This is a genomic window from Streptomyces sp. ITFR-21 (genome assembly GCF_031844685.1).
Classification (GTDB): Bacteria; Actinomycetota; Actinomycetes; order Streptomycetales; family Streptomycetaceae; genus Actinacidiphila.
On the sequence record NZ_CP134605.1, the window covers coordinates 271,570 to 288,211 of the forward strand.

Annotated in this window: 14 protein-coding genes; 6 read left to right on the plus strand and 8 right to left on the minus strand. The window is 75.5% G+C overall.

Annotation, left to right across the window (positions count from 1 at the left end; genetic code table 11):
* Position 1: 1 nt before the first annotated feature.
* Both RLT57_RS01195 and pglZ read left to right on the plus strand, forming a co-directional pair.
* Entirely contained in the window at positions 2-3,199 is a 3,198-nt protein-coding gene (locus tag RLT57_RS01195; protein WP_311295476.1) for a DNA methyltransferase, read from the plus strand.
* Positions 3,196-5,496, plus strand: a complete 2,301-nt coding sequence (gene pglZ, locus RLT57_RS01200) for a BREX-1 system phosphatase PglZ type B (protein ID WP_311295477.1) — start codon at positions 3,196-3,198, stop codon at positions 5,494-5,496. The genes RLT57_RS01195 and pglZ overlap by 4 nt, the downstream gene beginning before the upstream one ends.
* A 354-nt stretch (positions 5,497-5,850) precedes the next feature.
* Here pglZ and RLT57_RS01205 read toward each other — a convergent pair whose 3' ends face one another.
* From RLT57_RS01205 to RLT57_RS01215, 3 genes are all read right to left on the minus strand, one after another.
* Positions 5,851-6,330, minus strand: a complete 480-nt coding sequence (locus RLT57_RS01205; protein WP_311295478.1) for a pyridoxamine 5'-phosphate oxidase family protein — start codon at positions 6,328-6,330, stop codon at positions 5,851-5,853.
* Positions 6,331-6,816: 486 nt separating this feature from the next.
* The gene (locus RLT57_RS01210; RefSeq protein WP_311295479.1) at positions 6,817-7,161 is read right to left on the minus strand and encodes an ANTAR domain-containing protein; all 345 of its coding nucleotides are present in this window, start codon (positions 7,159-7,161) and stop codon (positions 6,817-6,819) included.
* A gap of 52 nt (positions 7,162-7,213) precedes the next feature.
* The gene (locus RLT57_RS01215; RefSeq protein ID WP_311295480.1) at positions 7,214-7,690 is read right to left on the minus strand and encodes an ANTAR domain-containing protein; all 477 of its coding nucleotides are present in this window, start codon (positions 7,688-7,690) and stop codon (positions 7,214-7,216) included.
* A gap of 467 nt (positions 7,691-8,157) precedes the next feature.
* On the opposite strand from RLT57_RS01215, the gene ctaD reads away from it, so the two are divergent.
* On the plus strand, positions 8,158-9,864 hold the full coding sequence (gene ctaD / locus RLT57_RS01220) for an aa3-type cytochrome oxidase subunit I (RefSeq protein ID WP_311300527.1): 1,707 nt from the start codon (positions 8,158-8,160) through the stop codon (positions 9,862-9,864).
* On the plus strand, positions 9,861-10,259 hold the full coding sequence (ctaF, locus tag RLT57_RS01225; protein WP_311295481.1) for an aa3-type cytochrome oxidase subunit IV: 399 nt from the start codon (positions 9,861-9,863) through the stop codon (positions 10,257-10,259). The genes ctaD and ctaF overlap by 4 nt, the downstream gene beginning before the upstream one ends.
* Before the next feature lie 70 nt (positions 10,260-10,329).
* On the opposite strand, the gene RLT57_RS01230 is transcribed toward ctaF, so the two are convergent.
* From RLT57_RS01230 to RLT57_RS01240, 3 genes are all read right to left on the minus strand, one after another.
* The gene (locus tag RLT57_RS01230) at positions 10,330-10,755 is read right to left on the minus strand and encodes an SsgA family sporulation/cell division regulator (protein ID WP_311295482.1); all 426 of its coding nucleotides are present in this window, start codon (positions 10,753-10,755) and stop codon (positions 10,330-10,332) included.
* Between the two features lie 525 nt (positions 10,756-11,280).
* Positions 11,281-12,027, minus strand: coding sequence for a GAF domain-containing protein (locus RLT57_RS01235; protein ID WP_311295483.1), 747 nt, complete (start codon positions 12,025-12,027; stop codon positions 11,281-11,283).
* A 43-nt stretch (positions 12,028-12,070) separates the two neighbouring features.
* A complete protein-coding gene (locus RLT57_RS01240) occupies positions 12,071-12,823 on the minus strand; it encodes a GAF and ANTAR domain-containing protein (protein ID WP_311295484.1) in 753 nt (250 codons plus the stop codon).
* A gap of 345 nt (positions 12,824-13,168) precedes the next feature.
* Here RLT57_RS01240 and RLT57_RS01245 point away from each other — a divergent pair, with 345 nt between their 5' ends.
* Complete coding sequence (locus RLT57_RS01245; protein ID WP_311295485.1) at positions 13,169-13,591, plus strand: STAS domain-containing protein; 423 nt, start codon at positions 13,169-13,171, stop codon at positions 13,589-13,591.
* 127 nt (positions 13,592-13,718) lie between these two features.
* On the opposite strand, the gene RLT57_RS01250 is transcribed toward RLT57_RS01245, so the two are convergent.
* Positions 13,719-14,540 (minus strand): SigB/SigF/SigG family RNA polymerase sigma factor, encoded by an 822-nt coding sequence (locus tag RLT57_RS01250; RefSeq protein ID WP_311295486.1) that lies wholly within the window; start codon positions 14,538-14,540, stop codon positions 13,719-13,721.
* Positions 14,541-14,854: 314 nt separating this feature from the next.
* A complete protein-coding gene (locus RLT57_RS01255; RefSeq protein ID WP_311295487.1) occupies positions 14,855-15,991 on the minus strand; it encodes a CaiB/BaiF CoA transferase family protein in 1,137 nt (378 codons plus the stop codon).
* Positions 15,992-16,168: 177 nt separating this feature from the next.
* Between RLT57_RS01255 and RLT57_RS01260 the strand changes: the two genes are divergently transcribed.
* On the plus strand, positions 16,169-16,585 hold the full coding sequence (locus RLT57_RS01260; protein WP_311295488.1) for an organic hydroperoxide resistance protein: 417 nt from the start codon (positions 16,169-16,171) through the stop codon (positions 16,583-16,585).
* The last annotated feature ends 57 nt before the right edge of the window (positions 16,586-16,642 follow it).

Here is a 16,642-nt window from a genome sequence, read left to right on the forward strand (position 1 = left end):
CATGGCAGTCCTGACACCGGTGATGCGCACCGACCTGGAACGGGTGGTGCAGCGCGGCCGCGCTGCGGCGGAGGCGTCCGCGGCCTCGGCCGTCACCCGGCTGGGCGTGGGAACCGACCGGGTGCCGGCCTATCTCTCGCCGCGGGAGCGGGCGCTGCGGCGGGCCCTGCGTGCCAGGGCCCGGCAGCTGGGCGACCGGCTGGAGCACGCGGACGGCCCCGGCGAGGACGCGTACCGGATGCTGGTGCGGGAGGTGGCCTACGAGCAGTGGCACCGCCTGCTGTTCGCGCGCTTCCTGGAGGCGAACGGCCTGCTGCGGCACCCCGACTACGGCATCCCGCTGACGCTGGCGGAGTGCGAGGAGCTGGCGGCCGAGCTGGACGAGCCCGACGGCTGGTCGGTGGCGGCGCGGTTCGCCGCCGAGGTGCTGCCGGGGATATTCAAACCGGGCGACCCGTGCGTCCAGGTGCCGATCGCGCGGGAGGACCTGCTCGCGCTGGAGCGGGCGGTCGCGGACGTGCCGGCCGGGACGCTGACCGCGCAGGACGCGCTGGGCTGGGTCTACCAGTTCTGGCAGTCGCGGTCGAAGGCCGAGGTGAACGACTCCGGCCGGAAGGTCGGCGGGGCCGACCTGCCGCCGGTGACGCAGCTGTTCACCGAGCACTACATGGTCCGGTTCCTGCTGGAGAACTCGCTCGGCGCGTGGTGGGCCGAGCGGCACCCGGCGTCCCGGCTCGTCGAGGAGTACGACTACCTGCGGCGCGACGCCGACGGCGGGCCCGCCGTGCGCCGGTTCGAGGACTGGCCGCGGCGGGTCGCCGAGGTCACCGTCATGGACCCGTGCTGCGGTTCGGGGCACTTCCTGGTCGCGGCGTTCGGCATGCTGTGGCGGATGCGCGCCGAGGAGGAGGGGCTGGCGCCGGCGGCGGCCCAGGACGCGGTGCTGCGGGAGAACCTCTTCGGGCTGGAACTGGACGCGCGCTGTACGCAGATCGCCATGTTCGCGCTGGCCCTGGAGGCATGGAAGGAGGGCGGCTACCGCCCGCTGCCGGTGCCGAACGTCGCCTGTTCCGGCATCCCGGCCAAGGCGCCGCTGGCCGAATGGATCAAGCTCGCCGACGGGGACGGCCGGATCGAGGCCGCGCTGGGCCGGCTGCACGCCCTGTTCGCGGACGCCGACACCCTCGGGTCGCTGATCGACCCGGTCGCGGGCGGGCACACCGGGCAGCTGGACGAGGTCGACTGGCACCGGCTGGCCCCGCTGCTGGACCGGGCGCTGCACGCCGAGGCCGGGGTGTCGGGCGACCCGGCGAGCGAGGTGTTCGGTGACGCCGCCGCCGGGATCGGCCGGGCCGCCGACCTGCTGTCGCGCCGCTACGACCTGGTGGCGACCAACGTGCCCTACCTGGGGTCCGGGCTGCAGAGCGAGCTGCTCACCCGCTACCTGGGCGAGTACCTCCCGGACGCCTCGGCCGACCTCGCCACGGCCATGGTCCGGCGGTGGCAGCGCTCACTGCGCGGGTCCGGCATCGTCGCCGTGGTGACGCCGCAGAACTGGCTGTTCCTCAACTCCTACCGCGCGTTCCGCGCGGCCCAGCTGCGCGGTCACCAGTTCCACCTGCTGGGGCGGCTCGGCCCGGGGGCCTTCTCGGCCGTCAGGGGCGAGGTGGTCAAGGCGCTGCTGGCCGTCCTGCAGCGCGGTGGCGAACCGCTGGGGCGGCGGATGCGGATGATCGACGCGTCCGGGCCGTCCCAGCCCCTCGACAAGGCTGAAGCGCTGCGGACCCTCCCCGCCTGGGACGTGCTCCAGTCCGAGCAGTACGCCAACGAGGCGTCGGTGATCGCCTTCGGCGAGGGCGGCGCCGGTGACCCGCTGGCGCTGCGGGCCCGCAGCTTCCAGGGCCTCAAGACCGGGGACAACGCCAGGTTCGTCCGCAAGCACTGGGAGATCCCGTCCATCGGCTCCGGCTGGACCCGGATCCAGTCCGCCCCGCGCCGCACCGCGCTGTACGACGGCTGCGACTGCGTGCTGAAGTGGGACTCCGGTACCGGGAAGCTGGCCAGGTCCCCGCAGGCCCGCGTCCAGGGCCAGGGCGCCTGGGGGCGCAAGGGGGTGCTCATCTCGGAGATGAGCGCGACGCCGTGCACCGTGTTCACCGGCGAGGTGTTCGACAGCAGCGCCGCGGCGGTGATCCCGCGCGACGAGACCCTGCTGCCGGCGCTGTGGCACTACATGGCGGACGACTCCTACCGGACCGAGCTGCGGCGGATCGACCCCAAGCTGAGCGTCGCGACCGCGAGCTTCACCCGGGTGCCCTTCGACGTCGAGCACTGGCGGCAGGTCGCGGCGCGGTCGGGGCCGCTGCCCGAACCGGCGTCGGACGATCCCACGCAGTGGCTGTTCTCCGGGGCGCCCGCCGAGGCGACCGCGGTGCTCCAGGTGGCGGTGGCCCGGCTGCTGGGATTCCGCTGGCCGGGCCAGCGGCCGGACCCGCTGGACGAGCTGACGGACGCCCACGGAATCGTCTGCCTGCCCCCGGTGGCCGGCGCGCCGGCCGCAGCCGACCGGGTCCGGGAGCTCCTCGCCGCGGCTTACGGCGACCAGTGGTCGGCGCCCGTCGTGGACAAGCTGCTGGCCCAGGCGGGCAGGCCGTCGGGGGACCTGGCGGGCTGGCTGCGGGACGCCTTCTTCAAGGACCACTGCAAGGTCTTCCACAACCGCCCGTTCATCTGGCACGTCTGGGACGGCCTCAAGGACGGGTTCTCCGCGCTGGTGAACTACCACCGGCTGGACCGGGCCACGCTGGAGCGGCTGACGTACACCGTCCTGGGGTGGTGGATCGACCGGCAGCGGGCCGACGCGGACGCGGACCTGGCCGGCGCCGGGTCGCGGCTGGCCGCGGCGCAGGAGTTGCAGCGCGCTCTGGTCGGGATCCTTGAGGGCGAGCCGCCGCTGGACATCCACGTGCGCTGGAAGCCGCTGTCCGGCCAGCCGATGGGGTGGGAGCCGGACCTGGACGACGGTGTACGGCTGAACATCCGGCCGTTCGTCGCGGCGGGCGTGCTGCGGTCGAAATTCACCATTCACTGGAAGAAGGACCGCGGCACCGAACCGGACGGCTCCGCGCGCGACAACGACCTGCACCACACCCTCGCGCAGAAGCGTGCCGCGCGGGAGACCGGAGGCCGGACCCCGTGACGGCACCGACCGTTCTCGACGCGCTCGCGGACTGCGTCCGCGCCGCCGCCGGACGCTACAACCGCGACGACAAAGCGGCGCCGGCCGCGGTGCTGTGGGCGGACCCCGGCGGCGCGTGGCGCCCGCTGATCCCCGCTCTGGGCGCGCGGCTGCCGCTGGCGACGCTCGGCGCGTACGACCCCGGTACGCGCACCGGTCCGGCGATCTGGCTGCGGTGCCTGCTGGGCGGGGCTTTCGACGGGCCGCCGCCGGCCGGCCCCTGGGTGGTCTACCTGCCCGGGGTGGAGCAGTCGCAGCTGCGGGCCGTCGAGTCGGCGCCGGGGCACCTGCGCCCCATCGCCGAGCTGCAGTTCCGAGCGGCCTGGTGGCAGCAGCCGAACGGGGGCGCGTGGACCCCGGCGTCGTTCCTGAGGAGCCAGGACGGACTCGGCCTCAAGCTGGCCCGGGACACCGCGACGCACGACGCGCTCGGGCACGCGCTGACCGTCCTCGCGGGCGCCTCGGTGGACGACCTGCGCCGCAGGAGCCGGATCGACGCGGACGACCTGGCGGCCCTGCTGAACCCCGACGAGGTCAAGACCCTCCTCGACTGGCTCGACGACCCGCGCGGCACCCGGGACCGGCTCGGCGGGAACGCCTGGACGGCCTTTGTGACGCAGTGCCGGCGCACCTTCCGCGTCAGCCCGGACGGCGACGGGCCGCTCGCTGTCGCGCGGCGGCTCGGCCTGCGCGAGGGAGCGCAGTGGCAGCGGACCTGGCAGCGGTTCGCCGAGGCGCCGCACGCGTACCCGCGAATCCCCGAACTGCTGCGGCAGGCCCGCCCGGACCAGCTGTTCGTCAGCAGCCGGGACTCCTGGCCGCAGGACGACGAGAGCGCCGAGGAGGAGCTGGCCGCGTCGCTGGGGGCGCTGGCGGGGGCGACCGGTGAGGAGGCGCGGACGGCCCTGGCCCGGCTCGACGAGGAGCACGGCCGGCGGCGGGCATCGGTGTGGAGCGGTCTCGGGCTCAGCCCCCTCGCGTCCGCCGTCGGCCACCTGAACCGGCTGGCCGGGCTGACCGGCCGGCTGCCGGCGGGCGGGTCCGTCGCGGACTTCGCGGCCTGGTACGCGGAGCACGGCTGGCAGGCCGACGAGGCGGCCGTGTCGGCGCTGGCCGCCGTGCCGGCGCCCGCCGCGCGGGACGCGGTCGGCGCGGCGCTGCGCTCGGTGTACCTGCCGTGGCTGGACGAGACGGCCCGCCGCTTCCAGGCCGCGGCGGTCGGCGGCGGCTACCCCGGGGAGATCGGCCTGCGGACCGCGCCGGGCGAGTGCGTGGTCTTCGTCGACGGTCTCCGCTACGACGTCGGCACCATGCTGCGGGACCGGCTGCGGCTCCGCGGTCTCGGCGCGGAGATCCGGCCCAGGCTGGCCCCGTTTCCCACGGTCACCGGAACCGGCAAGCCGGCCGTGGCCCCCGTCGAGCTGCCCCGCGCGGGCGGCCCGGAGATGACGGCGCTGGGGCCGCAGGGCAGGCGGCTGGCCGGGGACGCGCTGCGGGCGGCGCTGCGGGCCGGCGGCGTCCAGCCGCTCGGGCCGGAGCAGACCGGCGGCGATCCGTCCGGCCGGGGCTGGACCGAGGCGGCCGACCTGGACCGGACGGGCCACGGGCTGGGCCTGAAACTGGTCGACCGGATCGGGCAGGAGGTCGAGGACATCGCGGCCAGGGTCCAGGAGCTGCTGCACGCCGGGTGGACACGGGTGTCCGTGGTCACCGACCACGGCTGGCTGCTCGTGCCGGGCGGACTGCCCAAGGTCGACCTGCCGGAGCACCTCACCGCGGTCCGCAAGCCCCGGGCCGCCCGCCTGGCCGCCTCCGCCCACGGCGTCGGCCAGCCGACCGTGCCGTGGAGCTGGGACGCCTCCGTCGCGATGGCCTCACCGCACGGGGTCGCCGCCTTCGAGGCGGGCCGGATCTACGACCACGGCGGGCTGAGCCCGCAGGAGTGCGTCGTACCGGTGCTCGTCGTCACCCCCGGCGGCGCCGCCGCTTCCCGCGGCCGGATCGGGCAGGTCGCGTGGAGCGGGACGCGCTGCCGGGTGGACGTGGCGGACGTCGGGACCGGCAGCCGGGTGGAGGTCAGGCGGCGCCCCGCCGATCCGGCGTCCCGCCTGGCCGGCCCGCAGTCCGTGGCGGGAGCGGAAGGCGAGGTCGAGCTCCTGGTGGCGGACGGGGTGTACGGGGGAAGCGAGGCGTATGTCGTTCTGCTCTCCGCCGACGGGGAGATCCTGGCGCAGGCCGCGACCCGGGTGGGCGGGTGAGCCGGGAGTGAGCCGGACGGACGGGCCCGGCCGACGGCGGACGCGGACGGGCGAAGCCGGCGGTCGGGGTCCGCTCGCCGGAGGAGCTCGTCGCGGCGGAGACCAGCCGGACCGGGCGTCCGCCGTGTCCCCGGCGGTGCGCCCGACCCGTCGGCCGGGGGCCCACCCGGGCGCCGACCGCCACGGCACGGCCAGGACCTGTCGTTCGGATCTGCGCGGGTGGCGGGGCGGGTCCGGTGCGCGGCGGCGGCAGGGCCGAGGTGGCGGGCGACGTGGTGCGGTGTCGGCCGGCGGGAACGCGGCAGGCCGTGCGGGCCGGGGTCCGCGACGCCGCGGAGATCCGGGCGACAGGCCCTAGGAGGGGCCGGTCAGGCGGATGCCGGAGACCAGGTCGGGGTGGAGGCGGACGAGGACGTCGGTCCGCTGGTCCGCCCAGGGGCGCACCAGCTCGCGGTAGCGGGCGGTGTCCCGCGGGTCGGTGATCAGGCGGCAGTAGCCGGTGACCACCACGCTCCACCCGAGGTGGGTGTCGGCGTCGATCACGTCGGCCTCGTAGGCGACGACGATGCCCTGCGCGCCGACCCGCTCGACCTGCTCGGTCAGGGCGGCGGCCTCGTGGGTGTGGATGATGACGTCGCCCGCGACGACGACGTGGTTGACGGGGCGGATGGCGGGCAGCGCGTGCCGGGTGAAGACGATCCGGCCCAGCGAGACGCCCGCCAGCAGCCGCAGCGCCTCCGCGGGGTCCAGATCGACCGTGCGCCGGGGTCCCGGGGCCACGGCGGGACTCCCCCACCGGGTCCGGACGGCGTGCCGCACTCCTTCGTCGCTCATGAACGCTCTTCCCTGCCTCGCTGTGCCTCCCCCGCGGCGGAACCACGCGCCGCGCGAGGTCGGGGGCCGGGACCGGGGCGGTCTTGCACCGCCCAGTAGACAGCAGAGGCCCCACCACCCGGCAGGGACCGTTCGGCCCCATTCCGGCGGCGGGCGCCACAGCCTCACCGGCCCGCGGCGCCGGCCGCCCCGCGCCGCCGGGCGTCCCCGGTACGGGCCCGGCGGCGGCGCTCCCCCGCCGGGCGTGCGCGGCACGGCGGCCCGGTCCCGGTGGTGCGCCCTCCCCCGGCGGCCGTAGCCCCCCGCGGTCGGCGGCGGCCGTGGCCGCCGCCGACCGGCGGAAGGACCGCGGTCTGCTCGGCCAACGCCGGCACCGAGGCCCGGGGCCCGGGTCGCGGGTCGCGGACGTCGGGATTGCGGGCTGCGGGCCGCGGGGCCGCGGAATTGCCGGCGTCGGAATCGCGGGCCGGGCGCGTACCGGCCGCCTCAGCGGCGGGTCGTCCCCAGCCGCTCCAGCGCGGCGGCCAGCGCCCGGCGTACCGGCGGGGGTACGGGCCCGCCGACGACACCGGCGAGGATGTCCCGGGCGACATCGCGGAGTTTGACGTTCGCGTGCTGCGAGACCTCGACCAGGACGCCCCACGCCTCGTCCTTGCCGCACGGCGCGATGGCCATCACGACCCCGCGCGCCATGTCTATCGTCGGGTACGACTCCAGGGCGCGCCGCAGTCCCGCCGCTTCCTCCCGCAGGTGGTCGAGTTCACCGTGGGCGCCCTCCGCCGCCGAAGGCGACGCCGGCCGGTGCGGTCCTTGTGCCGTTCGCCTGGTCACCGTGGTCCCTCCGGCCGGATGCGCCGTGGAAGGGGGCCGGGCGGCGGAGCGCTCACCGGCCGCGCGCCGCGGCGAGTTGCCGCAGCACCTGGCGCAGGACGGGCCGTGGGGGGCCGGCGGGCCCGTGGCCGCCGGCACTCCCGGCACCGCCCACGCCGCCGGCGCCGGCGCCGAGGACACCGCCGAAGCCGTCGACGAGCAGGGCCGCGGCCTCGTCCAGCGTGCTGCCGCTCTCCGCGGCGACCGCCAGCAGCGCTCGGGCCGCCTCCTCGGCCGGGCAGCGGCCCACGGCCATCACCACACCGCACGCCATGTCGGCCACCGCCCGCTCGGCGATGGTCTCCCGCAGCGCGGTCACCTCGCGCCGCAGGGCGTCCTGTTCCGCGGCGCGGTCGCGGAGCGCCACCGGCCCGCCGGCCGCAGCCCCCGCGCCGCCCGTCCCGGACCCGGGCCCAGCACCCGCACCCGCACCCGCACCCGCACCCGCACGGTCGCCGTCCAGGACCCGCCGCTCGTCCGTCCGCGCCACGCTGCCGGCTCCTCTCCCCTACCCGTCCCGTACGAATCCGCCATGGTGTGCCCGGAGGCGCGCGTCCGTGCCGCTGTTCCCCCGCCCGTGGCGGCGCGCACAGCGGGACCATGTCCGGCCCCAGTCTCCGGTCGGGGTGCCGCCCATGCTCCCCGAAGGGGCGTATCGCACACCGGGCAGCCGTCAGGTTCACTCGTACGGTGGACTTCGGGTGCGGTGCGGCCCCAGGCCCGGTGCGGTTGTGCTGCCCGCCCGTGCGGCGTGGCCGCCGGTACGGCGGCGGTGGGCCAACCGGGCGCTTCTGCTCCGGCGCGCGAACGGCGGGGGGCCGTCCGGGCTTTCGGCACCACACACTGGGCGCGGTACCCGGAACCGGCCCGTGCGACCTCCAGCGCGGGCCGCGGAATCCGGGGGAGCGGGAGACACGGATGACGGCGATCGAGGAGCGGCCCCGGCCGGCCGCGGTCATGGCGGCGGAGCCGGCCGGCGGGCGCCGGCTGGTGGGCCTGCTGACCACGACCGACCACAAGACCATCGGCCTCATGTACCTGACCACCGCGTTCGGCTTCTTCCTGCTCGCCGGCGCGCTGGCCCTGGTGATGCGGGCCGAGCTGGCCCGTCCCGGCCTCCAGGTCGTGACGCAGCAGACCTACAACGAGCTTTTCACCGTTCACGGCACGGTGATGATGCTGCTCTTCGCCACTCCCACCTTCGTGGGGTTCGCGAACGCGATCATGCCGTTGCAGCTCGGCGCGCCCGATGTGGCCTTCCCCCGGCTGAACGCCTACACGTACTGGCTGTTCCTGCTCGGCGGCCTGATGGTGGTCTCCGGCTTCGCCACCGACAGCGGGGCCGCCTCCTTCGGGTGGTTCGCGTACGCGCCGCTGAACGGGCCGGTGTTCAGCCCCGGCGCCGGCGGCGACCTGTGGGCGGCGGGGCTGGTCGTGTCCGGGCTGAGCACCATCCTCGGGTCGGTCAACTTCATCACGACGATCATCTGCCTGCGCGCTCCCGGGATGACGATGACGCGGCTGCCGATCTTCACCTGGAACGTGCTGTTCACCTCGATCCTGGCGCTGCTCGCCTTCCCGGTGTTCACCGCGGCGCTGCTGGCGCTGGAGGCGGACCGGAGGTTCGGGGCGCACGTCTTCGACGCGGCGAACGGCGGGGCGCTGCTGTGGCAGCACCTGTTCTGGTTCTTCGGGCACCCGGAGGTCTACATCGTGGCGCTGCCGTTCTTCGGCATCGTCTCGGAGATCATCCCGGTCTTCAGCCGCGCGCCGGTCTTCGGCTATCTGGGGCTGGTCGGCGCGACGATGGCCATCACCGGGCTGTCGGCGGTGGTCTGGGCCCACCACATGTTCGCCACCGGCGGGGTGCTGCTGCCGTTCTTCTCGCTCACGTCCTTCCTGATCGCGGTGCCGACGGGGGTGAAGTTCTTCAACTGGATCGGCACCATGTGGCGCGGCTCGCTGTCCTTCGAGACACCGATACTGTGGTCGCTGGGCTTCCTGACGACGTTTCTGTTCGGCGGCCTCACCGGGGTGCTGCTGGCCTCGCCGCCGCTGGACTTCCACGTCACCGACTCCTACTTCGTGGTCGCGCACCTGCACTACGTGCTGTTCGGCACGGTGGTGTTCGCGACGTTCGCCGGCTTCTACTTCTGGTGGCCGAAGTTCACCGGGCGGATGCTGGACGAGCGGCTGGGCAGGATCCACTTCTGGACGCTGTTCACCGGCTTCCATCTGACCTTCCTCGTCCAGCACTGGCTGGGCGCGGAGGGCATGCCGCGCCGCTACGCCGACTACCTGGCCGCCGACGGCTTCACCACGCTCAACACGGTCTCCTCGATCGGCGCGTTCCTGCTCGGCCTGTCGATGCTGCCCTTCCTCTACAACGTCGGGCGGACGGCGCGCGGCGGGACGAGGCCCGGTGTGGACGACCCCTGGGGCTTCGGCCGTTCACTGGAGTGGGCCACCTCCTGCCCGCCGCCCCGGCACAACTTCCTGACGGTGCCGCGGATCCGCTCGGAGTCGCCGGCCTTCGACCTGAACCATCCGCAGTTCGCGGCGCGGGTGCTGCGCGGCCGGCCGCCCGAGAGCGGTTCCGGCCCGCCGACCGGCGGCCTACCGACCACCGGTGGGCAGGCCGCCGGCGGGCAGGGCGTACGGTGAGGACCTCGGCTGTCATGTTCACCGGTGTCGCGGTGTTCTTCGCGGTCGCCGCGGCGGTCTACGGCTGGACGTCGGTGGAGCCGGCGGGCACCGCGGCGCTGACCGTCGCCGCGCTGATGGCCGCGCTGATCGCGTTCTTCCTGTGGCAGTCCTACGCGCGGCTGGGCGCCGGTCCGCAGGACGCGGGCGACGCCGAGGTGGTGGACGCGGCCGGTCCGGTCGACTTCTTCCCGCCCGACACCGCGTACCCGCTGTGGACGGCGGTCGGCACGGCGGTGCTGGGCCTCGGCGTGGTGTTCGGCCCGTGGCTGTTCCTGATCGGGGTGGGCGTGCTGGTGCCGGCCGTCATCGGCTTCGTCCTCCAGCACAACAACCGGCGCGGCGTGTCGGAGTGAACCGGCCCGGCGCGGCGCGGGCGCGGAGCCGCCGCGGACCGTGCGGGCCGCCACCGGCCCCGGGCGCGCCTCACGCCTCCTCCCGGATGGCGGCGAGTTCGGCGTCGAGCGCCGGGGAGACGCGATGGGCGTCCAGCGACGCCAGGGCCCGTACCTTGTCCACGAAGTACCGGACGTCCCGGGCGGGGAACCGTACGCGGGCGCCGAACGCCGAGGCCAGGACCACTTCGACCATCGGGACCGGGTCCCGGACCGGCCTGACCCGGACGTCGCCCTGACCGGCCGGGCCGGTCAGGCCCTGGCCGAGCAGCTCCCAGCCGAAGGTCCAGCCGACCTCGGTGCCGTCGGGGCCGCGCAGCGCCATACGGACCGCGAGGCAGTCCCCGGGCCGGTACACCAGTTCCGCGCCCACCAGAGCCACCTCCTCACCGGGCAGTTCCAGGCATCCGGTCGTCCGGACCGCCATCGGTTCGCCGTCGTCAGGTCGCACCGCCATCCCGCCGTCCCTCCCCTGCGCCTGCTCGGAGCGGCGCGCCGGCCGGCGTCCTCCCGGCCGACCCGACCCGGCCGGGGGGGCGGCTGTTCCTCCGTCACCACCGGACGTGCCTGCGCTCCGAAGCACGGTGACCGTCTTGCCCGGTTGCCGGGCGGCAAACAGGGACGGTCGGCGGGGGCCGCGGCGGGGGCGGGATCCGGCCGCCCGGCGTCCGGACGGCGGGACGGAGGTGAAGCGGAGGCGAGGCGGAGGGCCTCGTCGCGGCGGGCCGGGCGGCGACCGGCGGGCCGGCGGCCCGGCCGACCCGTGCCGGGGTCCGGCGTTCGGATCTCCGTGGGTGGCGGGGCGGGATCCGGTGCGTGCGGCCGCCCGGCGGAGTGGGGGAGCGACGCGGTGCGGGTGCCTCCCCACTCCGCCGGGCCGGGGAGGCCGTCGCCGGCCGGCCGGAACGCGGCAGACGGGTGTGCCGGAGCCCGCGACACCGCACCAATCCGCACGGATCCGCACGGATCCGCACGGCAGACCCTACGGGCGGGCTCCCCTGGCCGCGGCCGACAGGATGTGCTCCGGGGTGAGCGCGCGGCTCAGCAGCGCCTGGGCGGCGGACGTGGGCCGTACGCCGCCCTGCCGGCTGTAGGCGTGCAGCGCGCCCAGGGCGTCGGCGAGCGACAGGCCGCCGGCGGCGGCCAGCATGCCCTGGGCCGTCTCCACCGACGCCTTGGCCGCGACCACCGACTGGACCCGGGTGAGGATGTCCTGGGGTCGCGCCGGATCGGACCGCCACTGCATCATCGCGGTCGCGGTGACCTCGGCGAACGCCCTCGCCACGTCGAGGTCGTCGTCGGTGAGCGGTACGGCGCCGGCGCACAGCAGGTTGAGCGCGCCCACCACCTGCCCGTGGATCCGCACCGGAATGCCGTACGCGCCGACGAACCCCGCCGCCCGTGCCAGCACCGTGAAACGCGGCCACCGGTCGGCGGACAGCGCCAGGTCGGGGGCGGCCACCACCTGCCCGTCCCGCCGGCAGTCGACGCACGGGCCCTCGCCGGTCTGCAGCTGGAGCATCTCCAGGAGTTCGGCGCGCTGGTCGGACACAGCGACGGTGCGCAGCCGGCCGCGGGCGGTGACCATCATGATCCCGGCCGCGGTGGCGCCGGTGAGCCGGACGCAGTGGGCGACGAGCCGGTCCGCCAGGACGAGCGGGTCGACCTGCTCACCGAAGGTGTCGGCAAGGCTGACGAACGCCTCCGCCACGTGTCGCAGACGGCTCATGCCGAACTCACCGTTCCTGTCATCGGCCCCTGCCCGTACGGGCCTACTCATCGAAGCTCAGCTTGAGTGCGATCACGTCGCGTGCGACCTCGGTCACCGTTCGGCCCTGTGCGAAAGCGTACGCGCGGAGCCGGGCCAGCGCGTGGTGCGGATCGACCCCCAGCTGAACCATGAGCATGCCGGTCGCGTAGTGCACCTCTTCGTGGTCGCTCTCGGCGCCCTCCAGCCAGGAGGCCAGTTCCTCCTCGTCGGATCCGGCCTGCGCGGCGGCGTCGGAGTGGATCCTGATCAGGGCGAACGTGATGGCGTCGGCCGCGGGGAAGGCGAACGCCTTGTCCCGGGCGCTGAGCGGCCCCTGCTCGCGCCGGTAGAGGTCCAGCGTGCCGGTGGCCACCGCCGCGCTGCCCAGCGGCAGGGAGAACACCGCCCGCACCCCCAGCTCCACCGCGCGCTGGGCGAACAGCGGCCAGCGCCGGGCGTCCACGCCCTGGGCGAGGTCGCCGGCCAGTACCGGGGCGACCAGGCCCAGCGCGCTCTGGCACGGCCCGTCGCCGAGGGTGTACTGCACCTCCGCCAGTTCGGCGGCCACCGGGTCGCTGGACCACCACAGGGTCCGCAGCCCGGGGCCGCCGGAGAGCGAGACAGACGCACCGGTGACGTCGAGGAGGTCGACGCACGCCTGGCAGAGCCGGGCGGGGACCGAACGCACGTCGGGCGCGGCGATCGCCTCGGCCAGCGCCCGGTTGAACAGGGTGCGGTCGGCGGCGGCTCCGGCGGCATCCGACGGCGACTTCACCCACTCTCCTTCTCCTTCGGGCCGACCGGACTCCACCGCACTCACCTCCGACGACGACGGTCGACTCACATCATCCGCCATCACCCGCGGGGCGGAGCGCCACCGCGCGGACACGTCCGTCCCGCCGGAGCGGCGGCCTCGGGGCCGCGCGCGTGCCGTCGTCCGTGTTCCCGGTGTGCGACAGTGGCACCACCACCAGCCCGGTCCGGCCGCACGGACGGCGGGGCCCCGCAGCCGGGGTTCCCGGTCGTACGGGGCCGGTCCTCGCGCGGCACCTGCCGTGCGCCCGGCGGCGATTCCCTTCGCCGCCCCGGGCTGCCACCCCGGCGCCTGGGGGCGTTCACGGTGAAGCCCTTCTGCCTGCACATCAGCCTCCTCGGCACCGCCGCGGTGGTGACGGCCTGCGGGGACCTCGACGATCGGGCCGCCCCGGCCTTCGGCCTGCTGGTCGAGTGCCTGGCGCACCGGATGGAGGCCGTCATCCTCGACGTCGGGCACGTCACGTCGACGGGCGGGGCGGTCGCCGGGCTGCTGCGCCGGCTGCGGGCGTACGGCGCGGGCGCGGACTGCGAGATCGCGATCATCGGCCGGCAGCCGGAACCGCTGGGCGCCCCGGCCGCCGCCGGCCGGCCGGTGCCCGCCGGCCCGGCGGGCGCGGTGGACGACGCCAACTCGCTGGCGCTCCGCCGGGCGGTGCGGGCGCACGCCGTCGCCGGGTGGGCCAGAGGCGTGGCGTCCGCCCACAGCCGGCGGCACCCCTGCGGATAGGCGGCGCCGGGCGCCCGCCCGGCGGATAGCCGCCCGCGGTGTCCGGCGGCCTCTCAGGCCGCGCCCGGGGCCGCGGGACGGCACAGCGCGGCGGGGCGAGGTGCGGCGGCGCGGCGGGGACGGGGGTTCAGGCGGCCCGCGGGTCCTCCGCGGCGGCGGTCCGCAGCTGCGCGCACACCGCGTTGAGCAGCCGCGACACGTGCATCTGGGAGATCCCCAGCTGGTCGGCGATCTCGATCTGCTTCATGTCCCGGAAGAACCGCAGGAACAGGATCGTCCGCTCCCGCTGCGGAAGGTCCCGCAGTCCCGGCTTGACCGCCTCGCGGTCCACGACCGCGTCCAGGGCGGGATCGCAGGCGCCGATCGTGTCGCCCAGGACGCCGACGCCGGCGGCCCCGGCGTCCAGCGGCGCGTCCAGCGACAGGGTCAGCAGGCTGTCCAGCGCGGCCAGGCCCGCCCGCGCCTCCCGCTCGGACAGGCCGGTACGGGCGGCGACGGCCTCGGCGGTCGGCCGGCCGCCCCGGTGCTCGCCGTCGATCTCCTGGCAGGCGGCGCGGACCTGCATGCGGAGTTCCTGGACGCTGCGGGGTACGTGGACGGTCCACAGGTGGTCACGGAAGTGCCGTTTGATCTCGCCGTCGATCGTGGGCACCGCGAAGGCGGCGAAGGCGTGGCCGCGGGCCGGGTCGAAACGGTCGACCGCCTTGATCAGTCCCAGCAGGGCCACCTGCTGGAGGTCCTCCGCGGCTTCCCCGCGGCCCCGGTACCGGCCGGCCAGCCGCCTCGCCATGGGCATCCAGGCGATGATCAACCGGTGCCGGAACGCCTCCCGCTCCGGGTCCCGGTTCTCCGTGAGCATCCGGCGGAAGAGGTCGTCGGACTCGGCCGGCTCGTCGCGCCGGCGGCCTCGCGCACGGTCGGTGGGCGGGGCCTGGTCTTCGTGCTGCATGGGCGGTCTCTTCCGGGAGGGGCCTCGTACGGCACGCCCGGCCCGGTTTTCCCCGGCCGGAGGCGGACCGCAGGGGACGCCGGGCCGATCGCCGGTGTCCCGCGATGGATGCCTCCGGTCCGAAGCACACAGCAGACCTCTCCCGAACCGCAGTCCGCAAACCGGACGGCCTTGCGTATCCCCCGCACGGGGGAGCGCGCGGGTGACGCGTCCGACCGGCGCGATCCGTCCGACCGCCGCGGGCCGCCGGTCGGACGCCCCGCCCGCCGGCCCGGTACGTCCCGGTACGGCCCGCGGAGTCCTCGCCGGCGCGGTCAGTCGACCGGCCGGTCGCGGCGCCATTCGCGGAGGACCTCGGCGGTGTGCTCACCGGTGTACGGCGCCGGGCGCGGCACGGTCGGCGGGCGCCGGCCGAAACGGGACGCGGGGCCGGGCTGGAGGTGTCCGCCCACGTCCACGAAGGTGCCCCGGTCGGCCAGTTGGGGGTGCGCGGGCGCCTCGTCCGCGGTGGAGACGACGACCACGCAGGCGTCCACGTCGGCGAAGACCTTCGCCCAGTGCGCGCTCTCCCGTTCGCCGAACCTCCCGGCGAGCAGCGCGCGCAGGGCGGGCCAGGCGGACGGGTCGCCGCGGTCGGGCAGCGCGGGGTCGCCGAGCAGGCCCAGTTGCAGCAGGAGGTTGGCGTAGAGCCTGGGTTCGATCGCGGCCACCGCCACATGGCGGCCGTCGGCGCACCGGTAGAGCGTGTAGTGGGGGGCGTCGGTGACCGTGTGCACGCCGGGTGCGGCCCGCCACTGGTGGACGAGGGTGGTGACCAGTGCCGCGGCGTCCGCGAGCGCGGTGTCCACCACCTGCCCGAGGCCGGAGCGGCTGCGCTCGTACAGCGCCGCGAGGATCGCCTGGACGTGTGCCATGCCGCCGCCGGCGAAACTCGACAGGTACGCGGTGGGCGGCGGCAGCGGGTCCCCGGTGGCGGGGTCGGTGTCCAGTGCGCCGGTGACCGCCAGGACGGCGAGGTCGTGGGCGGCCCTGGCGGCCCACGCCCCGGTCTGCCCCCAGCCGGTGACACGGGCGTAGACCAGTGCGGGGTTGCGTTCCAGGGCGGTCTGCGGGCCGAGGCCGAGCCGTTCGGCCGTGCCCGGGCGGAAGCCCTCGACCAGTACGTCGGCCCGGTCGATCAGGGACAGCGCGGCGGCCACTCCCTCGTCGTGCTTGAGGTCGAGGGCGACCGAGCGGCGGCCGCGGGCCAGCGGGTTCCCGACCGGCCGGCTCCGGTCCGCGGCGTCCGCGCCTCCCTGCGCCGGCACGTCCGCGGGCCCGTCCCCGGCCCCCGCGGCGGCCCGGTCGATCCGTACGACATCGGCTCCGAAATCCGCCAGCAGCGTGCCGGCGAAAGCCGCCGGTGCGGAACCCGCCAGCTCCACGACCCGGATTCCCGTGAGCGGCCCCATTCGCCTCGACTCCTTCACTGGAGATTCACCGGAAAGGGAAACCGCCTCGTCCGGCACCGCTCCGACATTAGCTTTCCGCGGTCGGGCGGTCTCTTCGGCAGTCCGTAGCGCACGGCGCCGGAAAAACGCCGGAGACTGGGCCGGGATATCGCGTGCCGAGGGAAAGCGAGGAGAAAGATGGCTGTCGTCTATACCAGTGAGGTCGTGTCCACCGGCGACGGGCGCAACGGCGAGGTCCGCTCCGCGGACGGCATCCTCGACCTGTCGCTGACCAGCCCCAAGGAGGTCGGCGGCAGCGGTACGGGCACCAACCCCGAGCAGTTGTTCGCGGCCGGGTACGCCGCCTGCTTCCACAGCGCGCTGCGGCTGTGCGCCCGTGACGCGCGGGTCCCGCTCGGCGACGACACCGTCACCGCCCGGGTGTCGCTGGAAAAGGACGACGGCGGGTATTTCCTGTCGGTGGTGATCGCCGTGGACGTTCCCGGGGTCGACCGGGACACGGCGGTCGACCTGGTGGGAAAGGCGCACGGGCGCTGCCCCTTTTCGAAAGCGGTCAAGGGGAACACCGAGGTCCGGCTGGACGTGGTCTCCTGAAAGTACCGCAGGAAATCCGGCGGTCCGATCCGGCGGTCCGATCCGGCGGAAAGCACG

What these genes read in the sequence shown, in the direction of transcription:
- RLT57_RS01205 (WP_311295478.1), bottom strand. Translation starts at nt 6,330, where the DNA reads ATGAGCGACGAAGGAGTGCGGCACGCCGTCCGGACCCGGTGGGGGAGT.
- RLT57_RS01235 (WP_311295483.1), bottom strand. Translation starts at nt 12,027, where the DNA reads ATGAGCCGTCTGCGACACGTGGCGGAGGCGTTCGTCAGCCTTGCCGAC.
- RLT57_RS01260 (WP_311295488.1), top strand. Translation starts at nt 16,169, where the DNA reads ATGGCTGTCGTCTATACCAGTGAGGTCGTGTCCACCGGCGACGGGCGC.
- RLT57_RS01255 (WP_311295487.1), bottom strand. Translation starts at nt 15,991, where the DNA reads ATGGGGCCGCTCACGGGAATCCGGGTCGTGGAGCTGGCGGGTTCCGCA.
- RLT57_RS01195 (WP_311295476.1), top strand. Translation starts at nt 2, where the DNA reads ATGGCAGTCCTGACACCGGTGATGCGCACCGACCTGGAACGGGTGGTG.
- RLT57_RS01250 (WP_311295486.1), bottom strand. Translation starts at nt 14,540, where the DNA reads ATGCAGCACGAAGACCAGGCCCCGCCCACCGACCGTGCGCGAGGCCGC.
- RLT57_RS01230 (WP_311295482.1), bottom strand. Translation starts at nt 10,755, where the DNA reads ATGGCGGTGCGACCTGACGACGGCGAACCGATGGCGGTCCGGACGACC.
- ctaD (WP_311300527.1), top strand. Translation starts at nt 8,158, where the DNA reads ATGGCGGCGGAGCCGGCCGGCGGGCGCCGGCTGGTGGGCCTGCTGACC.